This window comes from Pedobacter antarcticus (assembly GCF_900112985.1).
Classification (GTDB): Bacteria; Bacteroidota; Bacteroidia; order Sphingobacteriales; family Sphingobacteriaceae; genus Pedobacter; species Pedobacter antarcticus.
On sequence record NZ_FONS01000013.1, the window covers coordinates 34251 to 55913 of the forward strand.

Genomic DNA, 21663 nt, shown 5'->3' on the forward strand with positions numbered 1-21663 from the left:
CTACATTTACACAAAAAATGTTCTCATGGAATTCAAGTTCAGTCAAATTCTGTCTACCTCAATGGTCCTGTTTGCCATTATAGACATTCTAGGTTCCATCCCCGTAGTTATTCAGCTCCGCAAAAAAGCCGGTCATATCGAATCAGAGAAAGCGACATTGGTGGCTACAACGCTTATGATCATGTTTCTTTTTTTAGGCGAGTCCATGCTCAAGGTGATTGGACTAGATGTAGCATCATTTGCTATTGCCGGGTCTTTAGTAATTTTCTTTATTGCAATGGAGATGGTATTAGGACTGACAATATTTAAGGAAGAAGCACCCGAAACCATATCAATCGTACCACTTGCTTTCCCGCTTATTGCCGGAGCAGGTAGCATGACCACATTGCTTTCACTTAAAACAGAGTACGACACACAAAATATAGTCGTCGGCATCCTGATCAATATGTTATTTGTTTATTTCGTGCTGAAGAACACGGAGAGACTAGAAAAACTATTTGGGAAATCTGGCCTGAATGTGATGCGGAAAGCATTTGGTGTGATCCTGCTCGCAATTGCCATTAAGCTGTTTAGAAACAATACCGGACTGTAAACACAATCCGGTATCGGTAATACTTATTTTTTAAGAAAGCGGGCCACAAACATACTGTCTGCTTTATGCTGATATCCTGTAATTACACGCATTTCTACAAGTTCAAGCGGCAGTTCCTTTAAAAGAGCAGCGACAACATCTTCATTCTCCTTTCTGAAGACAGAACAAGTCATATAAATCAATGGCTTTCCTTTCTTCAGGTATTTTACAACATTTGTTGCAATACTTATCTGAAGGGCGGAGAAGTATGCTACTTTAGTTTCGTCGAACTGCACAAGCATTTCCGGGGTTCGGCCCCAAGTTCCTGATCCCGTACAAGGCGCATCCAGTAAAATACCGTCAAATGCATAATCATGTAAAACCTGATCATTATTTTGCAACAAATCCAGGGTTTTCTTCTGATATTTTTTGATACCTGCTGCCAGAAAGCGTTCATCCAGATTCCTAAGACTTGTTTCCCGGAGATCACTGACCATTAGCTGCACCTTAGGCTCCAATGCAGAAAGCAATAATGACTTTCCTCCTGAAGCTGCACAGCAGTCCCACCAGTAATCATAAGGCTGAGGTAAAAACAGCTCACCTGTAGCCTGCGAAGACAAATCCTGAACCTGATAATTCAGGCTTTCAGACAGTATATTCTCTAATTTGATTCCATTAGGCAGCGCTAGCGTCTCGTTACTTACATTCCTCACCGGAATCCCGGCTTCAGTAAGCTCTTCTGTAATCTTCAGATGATCCTTCTCCTGAATACGAATAAAAAGATCGGGTTGTACGAAAAAAGATTCAAGGAATGCCTGCTTATTAATTTCAGCAGAAAGCTCTTCACGGAACGCGAAAACATCTTCCAGCTTAAAATCAGGATAAGTATCCTCCACCAGTTTTATTTTGGCCTGAACAGGTAAAAGCTGATGTTCTGCCAGTTGTGGCAAATGTTCTGTGATCACCAGACTTCCGGACTGGCTGCAAAGAAAGTCTGCAACTGCCAACCTGGTAATTGTATCCCGTTGCGGAATTGCATTTCCCAAACGATAAAAACTATACAAATATCTGGAAGTCCATCTGCGATCTGCAGATCCCATCTGCTTATGTTGCTTATAATAAGTAACTAAATGCCGGTGCAGAGGGATTTTCCCTTCGTAGGAAGCTAAAACCTGTTCAAAAGAGCGGATCTGATAGATTAATTTCATTCAACAGGAGTTAAAGCGTAATTTTTGAATTCCAGCAGGAATAAACTGGTATTGATATAACCCAGTTTTTCATCTTTAATAAACTGAAATGAATTCTGTAATCCTTTATAGCTGGTTTTTGTTAGATACTTCAGATAAGATGATCCGTGCGAAGCGAAAAGCAGCCCGAAATAGTATCCTGTATCAAATCCTTTAAAGGCAAACTCGCCTGGTTCGAAATGGTTCAGCCTTCTGTAATTACGGACAAACCGGATCACATCCTGGCTTTTATAATCTACATAGTAAGAAGTCGTGATTCGCGTTTTCAAAGCCTGCAGCTTCTCCGTATTATAGTTTTGTTTACTCCAGTTCGGATGCCCAAAAAGCTCAAGCTGGCTTCCGTTCAGTTTCATTTTAGCAAGTTTATCGATCGTAGCTACAACGAATGCACGGTCGGCCGAAGTAACCAGTACCAGGTATTTCTTACCTTTAACCATTTGTGACTCCATACTAAATACAGAACTATATTCAGTAAAATGGAACAAATTACCGCGACCTTCAGTGAAATAATTTCTAATTGGCACTGCCAGTAATTCATCTGCCGGTTTTTTAGTACTAATCAGTACCACTTCCGTTCTGGAAGGTTCATAGTTTTTATTGATAAACTGTCCAATCTTATCAGCGTGCAGATCTATGTTATTAACCAATGAGATCAGGTTAGGATTATTAAATTCAGCCGGCTGAGTAGCAGCCAGGGGAGAAACTACTGGCAGGTCATTCTTAATAGAATAGTCGGTCATGTACTTAAGCCCATCGGGAAACACAGGCCCTACGATAAGATTACTTCCTTTCAACTGATCTGAACCGATCAGATAACCAAGATGTTTGTCGTCGTCACGTGTATCTAAAACCGTTAACTTAAAATTCATTCCCTTTGCAGCGGCAGAATCAATTCCCATCTTAAATCCCTGATAAAAATCAAGAGACATCGCAGACTGTTCCAGGTCAGCTTTTGTTCCAGTTGTTGCCTTAACTGTATTCAGTTTTAAAGGCATCATCAGTGTAATTCCGGCTTCGGTAAATTTCTTTTCTTCTTTTTTATCCTGCGTAGTTTCCTTGGCAGGTTTCTTAGGTGATTTACCTGTTCTTACCCGCGGCGAACAAGCCGACAGACAAAAACAGGCAAATATTAAACACCAAAGTTTATTCCCACTCAATAGTCGCAGGTGGTTTTGAACTAATATCATACACTACCCTGTTTATACCTTTTACTTTATTAATAATTTCATTGGAAATTTTGGCGAGTACAGGATAAGGTAAATGGCACCAATCGGCAGTCATTCCATCTACAGATTCCACAGCACGAAGACAGATAACGTTTTCGTAAGTACGCTCGTCTCCCATTACTCCAACCGACTGAACCGGAAGGAAAATTGCTCCAGCCTGCCAAACCTGATCATATAACCCTGCTTCTCTCAGATTGTTTATATAAATAGCATCCGCTTCCTGCAGGATGGCTACTTTTTCCGCGGTAACATCGCCTAATATACGGATAGCAAGCCCTGGTCCGGGGAAAGGATGACGACCTAAAATAAAACTATCCAGCCCCAGTGTCTTCCCTACACGTCTCACTTCATCTTTAAACAATGTTTTTAAAGGCTCAACAACCTTTAACTTCATAAAGTCGGGTAATCCACCCACATTATGATGAGATTTAATTGTTGCAGACGGACCGTTCACGGAGATTGATTCAATCACATCCGGATATATAGTACCCTGCGCAAGCCATTTTACATCCTGCACTTCATGCGCTGCATCATCAAACACCTCAATGAAAACACGTCCTATAGCTTTACGCTTCAATTCCGGATCTTTAAGCCCAGCCAGCTGACTTAAGAAACGTTCTTTAGCATCCACGCCTTTAATATTCAGACCAAGATGTTTATACTGTTCCAGAACAGCTTCATATTCATCCTTACGCAATAATCCATTATCAACGAAGATACAATGCAGATTAGCACCGATTGCTTTATGAAGCAGAATTGCTGCAACGCTAGAATCTACACCGCCTGAAAGGCCAAGTACCACTTTATCATTACCTAACTTTTCTTTCAGTTCAGCGATTGTACTGTCTACGAAAGCATCTGACGTCCAGCTCTGGCTTAACCCGCAGATATCAACCAGGAAATTCTCCAGTAATTGTTTTCCATCTGTACTATGTGTTACTTCCGGGTGAAACTGAATCGCATACGTATCAGAATCTTTCACGTGGTAAGCGGCAACGCGTACGTTGTCGGTACTTGCTATAATTTCAAAATTATCAGGTACGACAGTAATGGTATCACCATGTGACATCCACACCTGTGAATTTGTATTGATATTTTTAAATAACTTATTTTCGGAAACAACAAAATTCAGGTTTGCACGGCCATATTCTCTGGTAGAGGAAGGCTGCACATCGCCGCCGGAATACTGCGCAATATATTGTGCACCATAACAAACTGCCAGTACAGGATATTTCTGATGGAATTTAGCTAAGTCTATTTGAGGTGCATCTTCCTGGCGTACAGAGTATGGACTTCCTGAAAAGATGATACCTTTAACGTCTGAAGAGATTTCAGGAATATTATTAAATGGATGTATTTCGCAATACACATTTAATTCCCGAACCCTACGGGCTATCAACTGTGTATATTGAGATCCAAAATCGATAATGATGATTTTTTCTAGCATGGCCAAAGTTAGTATTTATTCACTTCAACACCGAATCTTTTTAAGAAATCAACGCCCTCATCACTCGGCAGCCCTTTATATGCCGCATAAGAATCTTTAAAGTATACAACCTTAATCCCGGAAGAAAGAATCAGTCTGGCACAGGCAATGCAGGGTGACAATGTGGTATAGAGGGTGGCGCCTTCTATCCTCGCCCCATTTCTGGAAGCATAAAGTATTGCATTCTCTTCTGCGTGTAAAGCTAGTGAACAACTTCCTCTGGAATCTCTGCTGCAACCTTGCCCGGGCCACTCTTCATCACAATTGTGAGTACCGGAAGGAGGTCCGTTATAGCCGATAGAGATAATTCGTGTTTCTTTGGTGAGTACTGCACCGACTTGTGCCCGTACACAATGAGATCTGCCAGCGAGCTTAACAGCCAGATCCATATAAATATCGTCAAATCCCGGTCTGGTATCCGGGGATTCCGGCTGGCCGGTACTTAGTTGTTCATTTACCATAACAATTTTTAATTCCTTATAATATGCCCCGATCCGAGCCCGGAAAAACAATAACAGGGTATAAACTTAAATAAAAATTGCGCCTTGCCGACAATCCCATACAATAAATGAAGCAAAAAAAAATATGGAGGTTTCCCCATTAAAATCGGATATTAGCAGCTTTATACAAACTGTTTGAATGATTGAAGCAATATTACACGGGATCGGTGCAGGTATTTTATTTTCATTCCTGACTGGCCCTGTTTTTTTCTCGATGATAAAAACCAGTATAGAAAAGGGATTCAAGGCTGGTTTTTCCCTGGCTGTAGGCGTAATTCTGGGTGACATTATTTTAATTAGCCTGACTATATTCAGCTCCCAGTTCGTGAACTACAATCCTAAATACAACACCTATATAGGCCTCATCGGAGGCCTGTTTTTATTAGGAGTAGGTATATTCTATCTGGTAAATAAAGTTAAAATGCATTATGAAACCAAGAAAATTGAAAAAGTTAGAAAAAGAGGATATGTCATAAAAGGATTTCTAATGTGTCTGCTTTCCCCCACAACTCTCATGTTCTGGATTATGGTTGGCGGCATAATTAGTGCACAACTGCATTATACGATGGATGAGAAGATTCTTTTCTTCATAGTGGCCATGTCCACTCAACTTTCCGTTGATTGCATGAAAACATTCTACGCTGCCAAACTACGCGAAAAGATTCAGGCAAAGAATCTTATTCTTTTAAACAGAGTCGCCGGGGCGGTAATCATTATTTTTGCAATCAGGCTATTTATTGAAGTATTCACGCAGAATTTTCATTAGTATCAAAACCTGGCAATAGTCGGTCAGCCAATATTTATAACATAAAAAAAGGATAGCTTTCGCTATCCTTTTTTTATGTTATAAATGATCAAAAAAATCTTGTTTAATAAGCTCTCTGATCGCTTCCTTCTCTCCAGTTTACAAAAGCCTTGTTCACTACTCTATTTCCGCCTGGTGTTGGATAATTTCCTGAGAAATACCAATCACCTGTATGTTCAGGACAAGCAATATGCAGATTATCTAGTGTCTGATAAATCACTTCGACTTCTGCAATTGTATCTTTTGGTGTAATGATCTTGGTAATCTGCGCTGAGATTTCCTCTTGCGTAAATGGTCTGTAGATATCCTTTACGTGATTAATAATCTCTTCCTTAGGTAACAGTAATGAAGCTTTACATTTAACATAAACCTCATCAATTATATTTTCCATACCACGCGCCTTCAACAACTGAATTGCAGCCTCAAATGCCACGAACTGTCCAAGTTTAGACATGTCAATACCATAACAATCCGGATAGCGAATCTGCGGCGCTGAAGAAACAATAATAATTTTCTTAGGGTGCAGCCTGTCTATGATTTTAATAATACTTTGTTTTAGCGTGGTTCCTCTTACAATGGAATCATCTACAGCAACAAGTGTATCAACATCATTTTTGATAACTCCATAAGTGGTGTCATAAACATGGGCAACCATTTCTTTACGATCAGCGTCGGCGGTAATGAAAGTACGAAGCTTAACATCTTTAATAGCGAGCTTTTCTACTCTCGGAGCCATAGATAATAATTCATCTAGTTCCTGGTCAGATAACGCATCTTTCCGGCCAATTAAAGTGTCTTTCTGTACCTTTTTGATATACTTATGCAGCCCTTCTACCAAACCATAAAAAGAGATTTCTGCGGTATTAGGTATAAATGAGAATACTGTATTTTTCAGATCTGAGTTTACAGATTTAAGAATTTGGTCAATCAGCAAACGGCCTAATTGTTTTCTTTCCCTGTAAATTGCAGCGTCACTACCACGTGAGAAATAAATTCTTTCGAAAGAGCATGCTCTTTTTTCCTGAGGCTCGCGGAAAATTTCCTGAGTTACAGTTCCGTTCTTTTTAACAATCAGTGCATGACCAGGCTTAATTTCCTGCACCTCATTAAACCCAACATTAAAAGCAGTTTGAATAGCTGGTCTTTCGGAAGCAGCTACTACGATCTCGTCATCCTGATAAAAATATGCCGGGCGGATGCCAGAAGGATCACGCAGTACAAAAGCATCACCATTACCAACGATGCCAGAAATTGCATAACCTCCGTCCCAGGTTTTAGCCGAGCGGCGCAGGATATGCGCAATATTAAGATTTTCAGATATTTTGTGAGTAATCTCTACATTCGACAAACCTTCCTTTTTGTAAGTATCAAAAAGCTCCTGGTTTTCATCATCAAGGAAATGACCGATTTTCTCTAACACAGTAACAGTGTCCGCCTGTTCTTTAGGATGTTGCCCAAGCTCATACAACTGCTCCAGTAATTCATCAACATTAGTCATGTTAAAGTTCCCCGCAATAACAAGATTTCTGGTCATCCAGTTATTTTGGCGAAGGAATGGATGGCAATTTTCAATACTGTTTTTTCCGTGTGTACCATAACGCAGGTGTCCAAGGAGTACTTCGCCAATAAAGCTGACATTTTGTTTTAACCATTCCGCATCCTGCATTAGTTCCGGCGTATCATTCTGGATGTCCACAAATTTATTGTGAACGTAACCGAAGATATCAGCAACTGCATTCTGCGCCATTGACCTGTAACGGCTAATGTAGCGGTGGCCTGGTTTAACATCTAATTTAATGGTTGCAATCCCTGCTCCGTCCTGCCCTCTATTGTGCTGTTTTTCCATCAAAAGATAGAGTTTATTCAGTCCGTAAAGTGCTGTACCGTATTTTTCCTGGTAGTATGAGAGAGGTTTTAAAAGACGGATAAAAGCAATTCCGCATTCGTGTTTTATCTGGTCACTCATTATGTGTGGTTTGAGCCGCAAATTTACCTTTTATAATAGTTAGAACCTAGAAAGAAATATAAATCATGACAACAAACTGATTTGTTTTGCAACAACAGGCGCCTCGAAGAACAGAGAGCCGTTTCTGCAAAAAATACTGGCATCGCCCGTCGTGTAAAATTGCTTTTCACCGTCCCTGGCAAGTAATTGTTCCATTTCAGAATGGCGGCATAAATAAGCTTTCAAGCTCCCGGCAACAATATCTCCCTGTGAAACCAATCGTATTCCTTCAGATAACTGCGCTTCAATCTTTGGAATAAGTAATGGATAATGTGTACAGGCCAGCAATATGGTATCGATCTGGTCAGACTGTTCAAGCAGTGCCTGAATATATTTTGACACAAAGTAGTCCGCTCCCGGGCTCAGATGTTCATTGTTTTCTATTAACGGGACCCACATTGGGCAACTTTGCTGAACGACCTCCAACTCCGGATAAAAATTATGGATCTCGATCGGATACGAACCGGATTTTACGGTTCCCCTGGTACCCATTACTCCGATGGTACCTGTGCGCGTATACTCACCGATCAGCTCTGCAGTAGGGCGAATCACCCCGAGCACTCTTTTTCCAGGATATTTAACAGGGAGAATACGCTGCTGAATTGACCGGAGCGCTTTGGCGGAGGCCGTATTACAAGCCAGGATAATTAATTCACAGCCCTGCGCAAACAACCATTCGACGCATTCCAGCGTATACTTATAGACGGTCTCAAAACTATGGTCGCCATAAGGAGAACGGGCGTTATCTCCAAGATAGATATAGTTATACTGTGGCAGCTCTGCTGCAATGGAACGGAAGACGGTAAGGCCACCATAACCCGAATCGAAAACACCAATAGATTTTATCTGCTGCATAGACAAAACTAGCAAGAAAAAGCGGTCAAAAAAAAAGTGGAACCCGATAATCCGGATTCCACTTTTTATAAAATTTCTAAAAATTATTTCTTAGCAGCAGGCGCTGAAGCAGCGATGCCTAATTTAGCTTTTACAAGATCAGTAACATCTTCTCCACCTTCCCAAGCAAGCATGTTATTTGCACCTTGTTGTGCAGAACTGTCAAAGACATAAGCAATACCTTTGTCTTTCGCTACAGCTTTAACTGCATTCTGAAATTTAGTGTTTAATGGTGCTAACAGTTCTCCTTGTTTAGTAGCAATATCCTGTTGTGCTTTTTGAGTTGCATCGTTGATACGTTTCTCCATATCCTGTAACTCAACACCCATCTGCTGTAATTCTTTACCTACAGTTTCTTTGTTGGCTTCGCTCAGTGTTTTGTTTTTAGCAACTGCAGCCTCATACTTAGTAGTATATTCAGTCCTCATTTTTTCAATTTCGGCCTGTTTTTGTTTTTGAAGTGTTTCTAAAGTAGCAGTAGCAGTTTTAGCTTCAGGCATACTTGCGAAAACGACTTCAGAATCAAGGTGTCCAATTTTTTGCTGAGCATTGGCAACAGAAGCAGTAAACACTAAGCCAGCTGCTACAAAAAATACGTTAATTAACTTTCTCATTTCTATTGTTCTTAATAATTGTTTTTTAAAATTTATTTTGTGTGTTATTTTGCGAGGGTTCCAGGTTTGTAGCCAAGTTTAGTGACAACATCATTACTCAAATTATAATCGGGACCAGCGTAGATCATCGTAGTGGATTCGCTGCTTTTATCAAAGATAAAATCTAATGATTTTGACTTAGCCACATCATTTATCGCACCTGTTACTTTATCCTGAATAGGTTTCAATAATTTAGACCTGGTCTGAAAAAGTTCGCCTTCCGGGCCAAACTTCTGACGTTGGAAATCTTTAGCTGCCTTTTCTTTTTCTATAATATCATTTTCGCGGCGCTTGCGCATATCATCTGTTAATAATACCTGATCAGCCTGGTAAGCTTTATACATCTTGTCAATAGCCACAAAGTCCGCGTCGACCTCTTTCTGCCATTGCTGGGTAAGAACATTAAGCTGATTTTGTGAAGACTTATATTCTGGCAAATGTTTCAGAATATACTCTGTGTCCACATACGCGAATTTTTGTGCAAACGCACCAAATCCTGCAAAAACTAAAAATCCGATTAAAATAAACTTTTTCATGATCTCGCTCTCTTTATTAATCTTTAGACATAACCAAATGCAGATTTCCGGTCTTCTTAAACCATAAATCTGCATTTGTTGGGTGAATATATGTTTTATCCTTTATAACGTACATATTAGATTTTCATTTTACCTGAAATATATTTCGATTTCAAGAAGGAGAATTAATTGAATCCACCTAACTGCTGTGCGATACTAAACATAAACCTTTGTCTACCAAAATCCTGCACACCAGGGATCTTATCAAACGGAATACCATAATCAATTCCAAGCATACCAAATATCGGTAAAAAGATTCTTGCGCCAATACCAGCCGATCTTCTTACGTTAAACGGATTATAATCAGAAAACTTATTCCAGGTATTACCACCTTCAGCAAAACCAACAATAAACGCAGTTGCCTGCTGACTTGCAATAACCGGGTAACGCAGCTCCATTACGTATTTCGTATAGATCGGGCTACCTGACTGTTGTGCGATATTAATTTGACCAGGTGTTGTCGCTGAACTCGGAATAACCACGTTGTTTGCATAACCGCGCATCGTAATCAATTCAGATCCTTGCAGGAAGTCAAAACCCTGCATACCGTCACCACCTAATTTAAACCTTTCAAAAGCCGATTGTCCTACTGCCTGGTTGTATGATCCCAGGAAGCCAAACTGTGCCTGTGCTTTAACCACAAGTTTACCTGCCAAACGCTGGAACCACTGTCCTTCGAATTTCCATTTATGGTATTCTGTAAAGGTATAACGTTTCTTATCAGAGGCAGTTTCATAATTCACCTTATTCAATAACGAGTAAGGAGGAGTTGCCTGAATTGTAAACTTGAAGAATGAACCTTCTGTCGGGAAAATAGGTGAATTTCTTGAGTCTCTGCTTATTTCCTGAGTTAAGTTAAAGTTATATGAAGTACCCGTTGTAAAAAGATAACCTGGGTAATTATTCAGAATATATTGTTGTGCATTGATCGAGTGTGTTAACTGGAAATAGTTATCCGGCCATTTTAACATACGACCCAAACTTACCGTTACACCATTCAAACGTATCTTTTGCAGATTGGAACTTCCGGCGCTTGCTCCGTTGGAAGAAAGCGAGGTAAATGCACTGATACCAAAACTCACCGGCTTTTTACCACCTAACCATGGCTCAGAAAAACTGAAACTATAAGACTGGTAATATTTTGCATTAGTTTGTCCACGAATACTCAGTTTCTGACCATCTCCTTTAGGTAATGGTTTATAGGCTTTAGGATTCAGAATATTCCTTAAAGAGAAGTTATTAAAAGTTAAACCGATAGTACCGATTACACGGCCACCACCAAAACCTCCGGAAAGCTCCACCTGGTCGGAAGGTTTCTCTTCTACCGCATACTCAATATCTACGGTTCCGTCAGCAGGATTAGGCTTAGGCGTAGGGACAGTTTTCGATTCATCAAAATTACCCAGCTGACCGATATCACGTACGGTACGTATTAATTGTTCTTTAGAGAACTTATCACCTGGTCTTGTTCTAACCTGACGGAGTACAACACGGTCATTTGTGATGGTATTACCTTTAACAGTAATCCTGTTATTGGTATACTGCGGTCCTTCATAAATTCTGATCTCCAGATCGACGGTATCATTATAAATTTTGGTTTGAACCGGCTCCACATTGAACGTCAGATAACCATCATTCAGGTAGATACTGGAAACATCTTCACTTTCCGCGCCATTACCATGTAATTTTACACCCAGTTTTTCTTCACTGAAAATATCACCTTTTTCAATTCCCAATACTTTTGTCAAATCCTTGGTTGCATATTTGGCATTACCTGCCCAGGTAATGTTACCTACGTAATACTTAGGACCTTCATAAATATCAATATCAATCCCTACTGTCTTATCGCTGTTACGGTATACTGAATCTCTCAGAATAACCGCATCACGATAACCCTTGTCCTGCATTTTAGCGATCAGTTTCTCTTTATCTTCCTTGAATTTTTCCTGGCTGTATTTACCTGGTCCGAATATTTTATAGAAAGCGCGTTGCTTAGTCTTTTTCAAATATTTGCGTAACTGTGCAGCTTTAAATTCTTTGTTTCCCGTGAAATTAATTTTCTGGACTTTAACCTTTCTGCCACGCTCTACAAAAACCTGCAGTACCACACCATTTTCCATATTTGGATCTGGTTTGGTTTTGTAATCTATCTTAGTAAAGAAATAACCTTTTTCTGCCAGATATTTATCAATAACCGCTGTTGTACTATTATAAGTGTTCTCGTTTATAATTGTCTTTCCTGATTTCGAATTTAACTTCTCTGTAATGTCTGTTTTTTGAGATTTAGATAAGCCATTCAATTCAAATGAACTCAAACGCGGACGCTCGACCACTTTAATATCAAAATAAACCGTATCGTCTGTCAATTTGGAAATATTCAATTCGATATCATCAAAAAGTCCCTGCGACCAGAGTGTTTTAATTGCCGTTGAAGTAGCCTCACTAGGAAGCAAAATTGTTTCACCTTTAATTAATTTGGACAAAGTGATAATTACCTCCTTATCAATAAAACTGGCACCAGTCAGCGTTGTACCTCCAATGATATATTCCTTCGGCTGGAAATAGTCCAGGTCAGTGCCCTGAACCTTCAGACTTGGTGTAGCCTGCGGACGTGTTACTTGTGCCATTGCCGGTAAGCCGACAAAAAGCAATACTATAAGTTGGTATATTCTTTTCATTTACAATCTAAAAAACGTTGCTAAGTTAATTTAAACACATGTTAAAAAGTGTTAAATGTAAAATTAGTTCAACTGTTCACTAATTTTACCGAAACGACGTTCGCGCTTTTGGTAATCAACAATGGCTTCAAAAAGGTCCTCTCTTCTGAAATCAGGCCATAAGGTTTCTGTGAAATATAACTCTGTATAAGCGATCTGCCAAAGCAAAAAATTGCTCACCCGATGCTCTCCGCTTGTGCGGATAAGTAGCTCCGGATCGGGCATCCCGAAGGTCGTTAACTGAGACGAAAACTGAGCTTCCGTAATATCATCAGCCTGGAGCTGATTATCTGCGACCTGCGCAGCAAGTTTTTTAGCAGCCTGAAGAATCTCCCATTTTGCACTATAGCTTAAAGCAAGCGTTAGTGTACAGGAAGTATTACCAGCTGTTTTTTCCATCGCACTTTTCAAATCATCAATACATTTCTGAGGAAGAGAAGCTATATCTCCGATTGCATTAAGTCTGATATTGTTTTTATTAAGTCTGTCAGTTTCATTATTAATGGTCGCAATGAGCAGTTCCATTAATGCAGTGACTTCTTCTGGAGGTCTGTTCCAGTTCTCAGTTGAAAACGCATAAATAGTCAGGTATTTCACCCCTATATCTGCACAACCCTCCACTATATCCTTCACAGATAACACACCGCTTTCATGTCCGAAAGATCTGAATTTACCTTGATTTTTTGCCCATCTGCCATTGCCGTCCATTATAATTGCAATGTGTTCCGGCAGTCGGGTCGTATCGATTTGTTCTTTAAATCCCATTTATGTAAGCAAATATGGCTAAAATGTATAACATACAGAAGAATCAGGCTGCCATATTGCAGATATGCCTTTATGTAATACCCCCCAATGAATGCTAAACAAATCATTTTCAGGTACCTTCTGAATGAAGATGCCAAAGTTATAAGATATTTTGTTTATTTCTATCAATTTTAGAAGCTGAAACAATTTTCCGTTAGAAATACGCAAAATCTTTGTACCGGCATCATCTGCACTGTACCTCGTTTGGATTGCCGAAAGCTTAACGCACTCATTTGGTTAGGATAACGCAGATTTGATCCGGGCAGTATATTTGCACTAATAATTGCGTGTATCAATTCCCCAAAGAAGTTTATTACGCAAAGTAGTCAGATAACTTTCTTTATGAAGCCGAATAAGATTGACATGAAATTCTGCCTTTTTAACAGTGATCTTTACCGATCTGTCTACAGTTGCCGTTCTGGAATCACAAGAAACTAAAAACTTAGTACTTCTCGCTTCAACTTCAAAACGAAGTGTCACATTATCAGGAATTATAACCGGTCTGACGTTCAGGTTGTGCGGCGCTATAGGCGTAATTACAAAATTCTGCGCGCTGGGAAATATGATCGGACCACCGCAGCTCAGGGAGTAGGCTGTTGAACCAGTCGGAGTCGCAATAATGAGACCGTCCGCCCAGTAGGAGTTGATAAACTCATCATCCATATAAGCATGAATAATCATCATCGCAGAATTGTCGCGGCGATGGATAGTAATATCATTCAATGCGAAATTTTCATCTCCAAAAAGATTGTATTTAGACTCAACATGTAATAATGTCCTTTGATCGAGGGAATAATCCTTTTGCATTAACGCCGCGATAGCTGCCTTAATATTGTCTTTATTAATACTAGCCAGAAAGCCCAGACGCCCGAAATTAATTCCGATAACCGGAATTGCTGAATCCCTTACTAGAGCCAGCGTATCCAGTAAAGTGCCGTCTCCACCCAAACTGATCAATACATCTGCTTGCTGACAAAGATCCTGATGTCCGGTAAAAGTCGATAGTCCCTCAGGAAGCCGCACTTTTTCTGCTATAAATTCGAAATAATCGCGGAAAACAAGGATTTCTATCCCATAAAATTCAAGGGCATCAAACACATCCTGAACATAGGGTAAGACTGTATTGTTAAATTCCCTTCCGTATATGGCAAACTTCATTGAAAAAAAATAATTGAGGGTGGGTAACCGGAATGTTTCTATTAAACTTATGCAGCAAAGGCTGTTTACACATTCAGATAACTCATTAATAAGTTATATCTGTCTGCCGTCCCATTGTCTGCAACAGTTCCATTATAAACAGCTTTGACCAAATAATTATATCTTTCAAAGGAAGCGATAATTCCGGATAGTTCTGTCTTGTTTATTTTAAGTGTGACCTCCATCCTGGTAGAATCAGGAAAATCCTGCACATAGGAGGAGAGAATCTGCGCATTGTCGGCTTCCACAATCTGCGCCATATGAGCGAGGGAATTATTACGATTGCTGATCTCCAGCACGATAATACCCCCCGGATCGCGTAAAGCGAACATAGCTGAGACTGCAGGCAACAATTCTTGAAAGGAAACCACACCAAGATATTGCTGATTCATGTCGAGCACAGGCAACAGATCAACCTGGAGTTTATTCATGAGCATAATCAGCTCATAAATATGTACCCCTTCGGAAACAAAGACCTGAAGCAGTTCTTTGTCCAGTGTGGTTAGCTGGTCGCCGGCAGGATGAAGAAGCTGTTCTTCTCTAATTAACCCGCAAAACTGACCTTCCCGCAACACAGGAAGCTGAGTTACTTTGAACTCAGTCATCCTTTCCTGAGCAGTCTGAACCGTGTCAGTAATCTGCAAAGGGAGTATAAGGTGTGATATGAGTTCAGCTGCTGTCATTACTTCAATAATATGCGGTCCAGAAATGTATTCAGATATTTATTGAACTCCTCAGGGTGTTCCATCATTGGGGCATGCCCGCAATGATCTACCCAGTTAAGCTCTGCATTCGGTAGTAAATTATAGAACTCTTCGGCCACCTCAGGCGGCGTGACTTTGTCTTGTTTACCCCAGATCAGTGAAACAGGAATTGTAATCTTAGACAATTCCTTTGACATATTATGCCTGATCGCAGACTTAGCCAGCGCAAGGATACGAATTACCCTGGATCTCTCATTGACCGTTTTATAAACCTCGTCAACCAGTTCCTTGGTTGCCGTTTTTGGGTCGTAAAAAGTAAACTCAACCTTTTCGCGGATATAGTCATAGCTTTCACGTCTGGGAAAAGAACCACCGAAAGCGTTTTCATAGAGGCCTGAACTACCTGTCAGTACCAGTGCTTTAACACTTTCCTGATGTGCGCCCGTAACGACAAGACCAACATGTCCTCCCAAAGAGTTCCCAATAAGGACTACCTGCCCCAGTTTTTTATATTTAATAAATTTATGCACATATTTTGCCAGACTTTTTACGCCCAGTGTTAAAAGGGGAAGTTCATAAATAGGCAAAATAGGAACCAGTACATGGTAACGGTCCTTAAAATAGTCTATCACTGGCTCCCAATTACTCAGTTCGCCCATCAGGCCATGAAGTAATACCAGGGTTTCGCCTTTACCGGCTTCTATAAAATTAAACCCATCTTCTTCTATTACTTCGTATTTCATTGCGTCTTTTTTAATTGATATGTACCGGTTATCCTTACCAGCAGGAGCAGAAAAACATGCCGGAATTTCCGTCCATGTATACCCTGCTTTAGGCTACTAAGTTAGTAGCCTAAATTTAATTTTAAACATTATCCTTTATTAAATTTGAAAATAATGTTCTGTAAAAGGCAACTACACAATTTATGCCAATTGAGCTTTCACGATCTCCGCAATCAGTTTACCGTCTGCTTTACCAGCTAAATCTTTATTGGCCAGTCCCATCACTTTTCCCATATCCTTTACAGAAGTCGCCCCTGCCCCTGCTATAATGTCCGCTATCAATTTTTCAACTGCCTCACGATCCAGCTGTGCCGGCATAAATTGAGCAATCACTGCAATTTCTTCTTCTTCGACAACCGCAAGATCCTGTCTGCCCTGCTGGTTGTAAATATCAGCAGACTCTTTACGCTGCTTAACGAGACGTTGTAAAATTTTCAATTCTCCGTCAGCTGTAATTTCCTCAGCCTGTCCCTTTTCAGTTCTTGCCAGTAACAAAGCTGCTTTAATAGCACGCAAACCACGTAACCTGGCCTGGTCTTTGGCTAACATAGCTTGTTTAATTTCCTGATCTATAGTATTTGATATCATAATTTTTTTTATTTTCTGTTAACCAGAGTCCCCGACGCCTGGGCAGTCGGCATAATTAACATATCATTGATGTTTACATGTTTTGGACGGCTTACTGCGTACCAGATTGCATCAGCAATATCATCAGCAAAAAGCGGTGTCATCCCTTCATAAACCTGTTCCGCTCTGGATGCATCTCCTTTAAAACGAACCAACGAAAATTCTGTCTCGACCATTCCCGGGTTTATTGCTGTGACTTTGATACCATGCGGAAGCAGATCCATACGCATTCCTTTATTTAGCGCATCTACTGCGTGTTTTGTAGCACAATATACATTTCCATTCGGATATACTTCTTTTCCCGCGATAGAGCCGATATTTATGATATGTCCTTCACCAGCTGAAACCATCCAGCCCGAAACAATCTTGGTTACATATAAAAGACCTTTAATATTAGTGTCAATCATGGCATCCCAATCGCTAAAGCTACCTTCATTAATTGGATCCAATCCCTGACTAAGACCGGCATTATTAACCAGGACGTCTACTTTTTTCCATTCTTGAGGCAGACTGTTCAATACATCCGTTACTGCATTCTGGTCTCTCACGTCCGCGACCAGGGTTTTCACCTCAACAGCATATTTATCACTTAAATGGTGTGCGGCATCTGCCAATTTTTGCGCCCTTCTTGCGATTAAAATCAAACGGTAACCTTCTTTGGCGAACTGATGGGCGCAGGCTGCTCCGATACCAGAGGTTGCACCTGTAATTAATACAGTTTTCATAAATGTAAGTTTATCTTTCAGAACTGAATTAGCCGTTAAAGCTTAACAGTCACTCCACAAAGCTAAAATATTTTACATGGCATACCCTATTCAAAGCATAAACTGAATATCACATGACGTATTAAGCTTTCCTACCTGTATATATAGACGAAATACCGAAAGTCAGTGAACGGTGCGTTGTTTCTCCATATCCTACTTTATCCATTAGCGTGATAAAATCTTTTCCATCCGGAAAGGCAACTACCGATTCGTTAAGGTAAGTATAAGCCCTTGCATCCTTAGAGAAAATTCTCCCAAAAACCGGGAGGAGATATTTAAAGTAAAAATTGTAACCCTGTTTAACCGGAAATACTGTTGGCTTGGAGAACTCCAGAATAACGATCTTTCCACCCGGCTTTAATACCCGAAGCATATCTGCCAGTCCTTTTTCCAGATGTTCGTAATTCCTTACGCCAAAAGCAACAGTGATCGCATCAAAATAGTTATCATCAAAATGCAGTCCTTCTGAATCTCCGGTCTGTACACTAAAAACATGCTCCATTTTTCGCTCTGCAATTTTCTTTCTCGCTACATCGAGCATGCCGACAGAAATATCAACACCGATTATTTTTTTCGGTTTCAGAATTTTTATAGCCTCGAATGCAAAATCACCTGTACCGGTTGCCACATCAAGCATCAGTTGTGGCTTCAAGTCAGACAATTCACGAATTGCCTTTTTGCGCCAGATAATATCAATTCCGGCAGATAAAAAATGATTAAGGAAATCATACGTGCCGGATATATTATTGAACATATTGGCCACTTGATCCTTCTTGGTAACCTCGGCTGACTGGTATGGTGTGATTTTTTCGTTCATGGTACACTGCAAAGATAAGTATTGTTGAAAACTAATTTTCTACCTTTGTCAAATGATTATAAAATCAGCAACATTTATTTGCAGCAATACTAAGATTTCTGCACTACCTGCTCCCAACATGCCGGAATATGCATTTATCGGGAGATCGAACGTGGGGAAATCTTCCCTGATCAATATGCTGGTGAATCAGCACGGTTTGGCAAAAACATCACAAAGACCTGGAAAAACGCAGTTAATTAACCATTTTCTGATCAACGAGAAATGGTATATAGTTGATTTACCTGGATATGGTTATGCTAAAGTATCTAAAAACAGCAGGGAGTCCTGGGAAAAATTTATCAGGAATTATATAATTAAAAGGGAAAGTCTTCAATGTGTTTTTGTATTGATTGACAGCAGACTGACTCCTCAGAAAATCGATGTCGAGTTTTGCTGCTGGATGGGTGAAATTCAAATTCCATTCGTTCTAGCCTTTACAAAAGCAGATAAACAATCTGTCATGAAGACAGACCAGAACATAGCACTCTTTAAAAAGGAATTATCCGGTTGGTTTGAGGAAACCCCTCCAGTGTTTGTTACTTCGGCAGAAAAAAATGCAGGGCGTGATGAGATTCTGAATTTTATTGACCAGACCAATCTGGACTTTGCAATGCCTGTATTTACACCGGCAGACAATTTTTAAGAGAAACATGAAAAAGTATTTTTCACTGGTGCTTTTTGCCCATTCCATTTTTGCACTGCCCTTCGCAATGATCGGCTTTTTTCTGGGTGTAACGACTACAACAAATCCATTTAACTGGCTTATACTGGTACTGGTTTTACTCTGCATGGTATTTGCAAGAAATGCAGCAATGGCCTTTAACCGTTATCTGGACAGGGATATTGATGCGAAAAATCCCAGAACTCAAATGCGGGATATTCCTTCAGGTAAAGTATCTGCCAGGGAAGCCCTGTTATTTGTGATTTTTAATTGTGTACTTTTTGTATTGACAACGGCTTTTATTAATCCGCTTTGTCTGTATTTATCTCCTGTGGCATTATTCGTTGTGCTTTTTTACAGTTATACCAAAAGGTTTACCGCACTTTGCCATCTCGTTCTTGGCTTGGGGCTTTCACTAGCTCCTATAGGTGCTTATATCGCTGTTACGGGAGCTTTTAATATTGTACCACTACTTTATTCATTTGCCGTACTTTTCTGGGTAAGTGGGTTTGATATTATTTATGCACTTCAGGATGAGGAGTTCGATAAATCGGAAAATCTGCATTCTATTCCATCTATTCTTGGGGCAAAACGCGCACTCCGTTTGTCTGAAATACTACATGTATTTTCAGCGATTTGTGTGATTTTGCCAATTCTGCTTACACCTTTCAGCTGGGCATATTACTTTGGCGTCACGTTCTTCTGTTCGATGCTTATTTATCAGCATATGCTGGTTAAACCAAATGACCTGAGCAAAGTGAACAGGGCTTTTGCTACAACTAATGGTATCGCATCCGTAATTTTCGCCTTGTGCTTTTTATTGGATGCCTTTTTAAGGACCTATTTAAAATTCTAGACCATGACTGATCTTAAAATTCAAAAAAAACAAAGAAAATATATTCCACAGGATCTGGTAATAACCTGGGAAAATCTATCTCCCGTTACAGACGAATTATTGCAAAGGCAAATAAACAGTGCGGCTGAACTTGAGACCTGGTTAAAAGATAAAAGTGAACTGGAAGCTGCATTGGAAGAAAACTTTGCCTGGAGATATATTCGCATGAGCTGCGATACAGCAAATGAAGAACTGGTTAAAGACTTTCAATATTTCGCTACGGAGATTGAACCGAAAATTTCTCCGGTTGCGAATTTGCTCAACCGGAAATTAGTTGATTCCGATTATATAGATGACCTGGATCAGGACAAATATTTCGTCTACCTGCGGGCTGTGAGAAAAGCACTGGAACTCTACCGTGAAGAAAACGTTCCTTTATTTACAGAATTACAGGTTACGCAGCAAAAATATCAGGCGACTACCGGCGCCATGAGTGTCGAAATTAATGGCCAGGAATACACACTCGAACAAGCCGCTAATTTTATTAAAGATATTAATCGCGAACTGCGTCAGACTGCGTGGCAAACCATTCAGCAAAGAAGGCTTGTCGATAAAGACAACCTGAATATCGTTTTCGATGAATTAATTAAAATGCGCCATCAGGTAGCGTTAAATGCTGGATTTGAGAATTACAGGGATTACATGTTCCAGGCGATGGGCAGATTTGATTATACTCCTCAGGACTGTTATGCATTTCACGACGCAATTGCACAAGAAATTGTTCCTATTTTAAAAGAGCAGGCTGCAAACCGTGCCGGCGCTTTAGGCCTGGAAGTTTTGAAACCGTGGGATATGGAAGTCAGTACCTCGGGGAAACCAGCTCTTAAGCCTTTTAATAGTGGTGAAGAATTAATCGACAAAACTATCTCGGCATTCTCTGCAATCTCGGAAGACCTTGGTCATATGCTGAAGGTAATGAAGGCCAACAGCCTTTTCGACGTAGAGAGCCGTAAAGGTAAAGCACCCGGTGGTTATAATTATCCACTTGCAGAAACCGGCGCTCCATTTATTTTCATGAACTCGGCAGGCTCTTTAAGAGATCTGACTACGATGGTCCACGAAGGCGGTCATGCCATCCACACGTTTTTAACAGCCAACCTGGAACTGAATGATTTTAAACATTGTCCTTCAGAAGTGGCTGAGCTGGCCTCAATGAGTATGGAATTAATTTCCATGGATAAATGGGCCATCTATTTTGATAACCCTGCAGATCTGGTGAGAGCTAGGAAAGAACAACTTCTAGACGTATTGAAAACCTTGCCATGGGTTGCTGTTATTGATAAATTCCAACACTGGATTTATACCAACCCGGAACATAATGCTGCTGATCGTGAAGAAGCATTTAAACAAATTTACACACTTTTCGGTGCTGGATTTACCAACTGGGATGGGCTGGAACAGGAACTGGGAAATTTATGGCAGAAACAGCTCCACCTTTTCGAAGTTCCTTTTTATTATATTGAATACGCAATTGCCCAGCTTGGTGCTATTGCAATATGGAAAAACTACAGGGAAAATCCAGAGAAGGCATTACAGCAATATCTTGCTGCACTTGCGCTGGGTTATACCAAACCGATGAAAGAAATCTACGAGACTGCCGGAATAAAATTCGACTTCAGCAGTACTTATATCGCTGAGCTTGCCGCCTTTGTCAGGGAAGAATTGGAGAAATTAGATTAGTTTTACCTTAATTC

At 40.2% G+C, this 21663-nt stretch carries 21 protein-coding genes; 5 read left to right on the forward strand and 16 right to left on the reverse strand.

The window, feature by feature from the left end; translation table 11 throughout:
• Positions 1–25 precede the first annotated feature (25 nt).
• Positions 26–592, forward strand: a complete 567-nt coding sequence (locus BM192_RS18440) for a MarC family protein (protein ID WP_037437922.1) — start codon at positions 26–28, stop codon at positions 590–592.
• A 23-nt stretch (positions 593–615) separates the two neighbouring features.
• On the opposite strand, the gene BM192_RS18445 is transcribed toward BM192_RS18440, so the two are convergent.
• Genes BM192_RS18445 through BM192_RS18460 form a run of 4 tightly spaced genes read right to left on the reverse strand, consistent with a single transcriptional unit; the run spans position 616 to position 4919 of the window.
• On the reverse strand, positions 616–1779 hold the full coding sequence (locus BM192_RS18445) for an RsmB/NOP family class I SAM-dependent RNA methyltransferase (RefSeq protein ID WP_037437921.1): 1164 nt from the start codon (positions 1777–1779) through the stop codon (positions 616–618).
• Positions 1776–3005: a type 1 periplasmic-binding domain-containing protein gene (locus BM192_RS18450; RefSeq protein ID WP_051759493.1), complete on the reverse strand. Its 1230-nt coding sequence runs from the start codon at positions 3003–3005 to the stop codon at positions 1776–1778. The genes BM192_RS18445 and BM192_RS18450 overlap by 4 nt, the downstream gene beginning before the upstream one ends.
• Positions 2962–4491, reverse strand: coding sequence for a glutamine-hydrolyzing GMP synthase (gene guaA / locus BM192_RS18455; protein WP_037437919.1), 1530 nt, complete (start codon positions 4489–4491; stop codon positions 2962–2964). Before guaA ends, BM192_RS18450 begins: the two co-directional genes overlap by 44 nt.
• Positions 4492–4499: 8 nt before the next feature.
• Complete coding sequence (locus tag BM192_RS18460) at positions 4500–4919, reverse strand: deoxycytidylate deaminase (RefSeq protein ID WP_037437950.1); 420 nt, start codon at positions 4917–4919, stop codon at positions 4500–4502.
• Positions 4920–5169: 250 nt separating this feature from the next.
• Here BM192_RS18460 and BM192_RS18465 point away from each other — a divergent pair, with 250 nt between their 5' ends.
• Entirely contained in the window at positions 5170–5796 is a 627-nt protein-coding gene (locus tag BM192_RS18465; protein ID WP_037437918.1) for a LysE family translocator, read from the forward strand.
• A gap of 103 nt (positions 5797–5899) precedes the next feature.
• Here the strand turns inward: BM192_RS18465 and BM192_RS18470 are convergent, their stop codons facing one another.
• The 12 genes from BM192_RS18470 to ubiE all read right to left on the reverse strand — a co-directional run bounded on the left by BM192_RS18470 (position 5900) and on the right by ubiE (position 18374).
• Positions 5900–7801 carry an amidophosphoribosyltransferase gene (locus BM192_RS18470; RefSeq protein ID WP_037439798.1) on the reverse strand — a complete coding sequence of 634 codons (1902 nt, stop codon included), beginning with the start codon at positions 7799–7801 and terminating at the stop codon, positions 5900–5902.
• 63 nt (positions 7802–7864) lie between these two features.
• Complete coding sequence (gene murI, locus BM192_RS18475; protein ID WP_037439800.1) at positions 7865–8695, reverse strand: glutamate racemase; 831 nt, start codon at positions 8693–8695, stop codon at positions 7865–7867.
• Positions 8696–8778: 83 nt separating this feature from the next.
• A complete protein-coding gene (locus tag BM192_RS18480) occupies positions 8779–9348 on the reverse strand; it encodes an OmpH/Skp family outer membrane protein (RefSeq protein ID WP_037439803.1) in 570 nt (189 codons plus the stop codon).
• 44 nt (positions 9349–9392) lie between these two features.
• On the reverse strand, positions 9393–9923 hold the full coding sequence (locus tag BM192_RS18485) for an OmpH/Skp family outer membrane protein (RefSeq protein ID WP_037439804.1): 531 nt from the start codon (positions 9921–9923) through the stop codon (positions 9393–9395).
• A 164-nt stretch (positions 9924–10087) separates the two neighbouring features.
• Positions 10088–12640: an outer membrane protein assembly factor BamA gene (bamA, locus tag BM192_RS18490; protein WP_037439806.1), complete on the reverse strand. Its 2553-nt coding sequence runs from the start codon at positions 12638–12640 to the stop codon at positions 10088–10090.
• Positions 12641–12703: 63 nt separating this feature from the next.
• Complete coding sequence (locus BM192_RS18495) at positions 12704–13444, reverse strand: isoprenyl transferase (protein WP_037439808.1); 741 nt, start codon at positions 13442–13444, stop codon at positions 12704–12706.
• A gap of 315 nt (positions 13445–13759) precedes the next feature.
• Positions 13760–14641, reverse strand: a complete 882-nt coding sequence (locus tag BM192_RS18500) for an NAD kinase (RefSeq protein WP_037439810.1) — start codon at positions 14639–14641, stop codon at positions 13760–13762.
• 65 nt (positions 14642–14706) lie between these two features.
• Positions 14707–15363, reverse strand: a complete 657-nt coding sequence (locus BM192_RS18505) for a CBS domain-containing protein (RefSeq protein ID WP_037439812.1) — start codon at positions 15361–15363, stop codon at positions 14707–14709.
• The gene (locus BM192_RS18510) at positions 15363–16127 is read right to left on the reverse strand and encodes an alpha/beta fold hydrolase (RefSeq protein ID WP_037439814.1); all 765 of its coding nucleotides are present in this window, start codon (positions 16125–16127) and stop codon (positions 15363–15365) included. Before BM192_RS18510 ends, BM192_RS18505 begins: the two co-directional genes overlap by 1 nt.
• A gap of 180 nt (positions 16128–16307) precedes the next feature.
• Positions 16308–16754 (reverse strand): GatB/YqeY domain-containing protein, encoded by a 447-nt coding sequence (locus BM192_RS18515; RefSeq protein WP_037439815.1) that lies wholly within the window; start codon positions 16752–16754, stop codon positions 16308–16310.
• A gap of 8 nt (positions 16755–16762) precedes the next feature.
• Entirely contained in the window at positions 16763–17518 is a 756-nt protein-coding gene (locus tag BM192_RS18520; protein ID WP_074964069.1) for an SDR family NAD(P)-dependent oxidoreductase, read from the reverse strand.
• Positions 17519–17639: 121 nt separating this feature from the next.
• On the reverse strand, positions 17640–18374 hold the full coding sequence (ubiE, locus tag BM192_RS18525) for a bifunctional demethylmenaquinone methyltransferase/2-methoxy-6-polyprenyl-1,4-benzoquinol methylase UbiE (RefSeq protein WP_037439817.1): 735 nt from the start codon (positions 18372–18374) through the stop codon (positions 17640–17642).
• A 52-nt stretch (positions 18375–18426) separates the two neighbouring features.
• Here ubiE and yihA point away from each other — a divergent pair, with 52 nt between their 5' ends.
• Genes yihA through BM192_RS18540 form a run of 3 tightly spaced genes read left to right on the forward strand, consistent with a single transcriptional unit; the run spans position 18427 to position 21649 of the window.
• Positions 18427–19056: a ribosome biogenesis GTP-binding protein YihA/YsxC gene (yihA, locus tag BM192_RS18530; protein ID WP_037439819.1), complete on the forward strand. Its 630-nt coding sequence runs from the start codon at positions 18427–18429 to the stop codon at positions 19054–19056.
• Positions 19057–19063: 7 nt separating this feature from the next.
• A complete protein-coding gene (locus BM192_RS18535) occupies positions 19064–19930 on the forward strand; it encodes a UbiA-like polyprenyltransferase (protein WP_037439821.1) in 867 nt (288 codons plus the stop codon).
• A 3-nt stretch (positions 19931–19933) separates the two neighbouring features.
• Positions 19934–21649 (forward strand): M3 family oligoendopeptidase, encoded by a 1716-nt coding sequence (locus BM192_RS18540; protein ID WP_074964070.1) that lies wholly within the window; start codon positions 19934–19936, stop codon positions 21647–21649.
• Positions 21650–21663 lie beyond the last annotated feature (14 nt).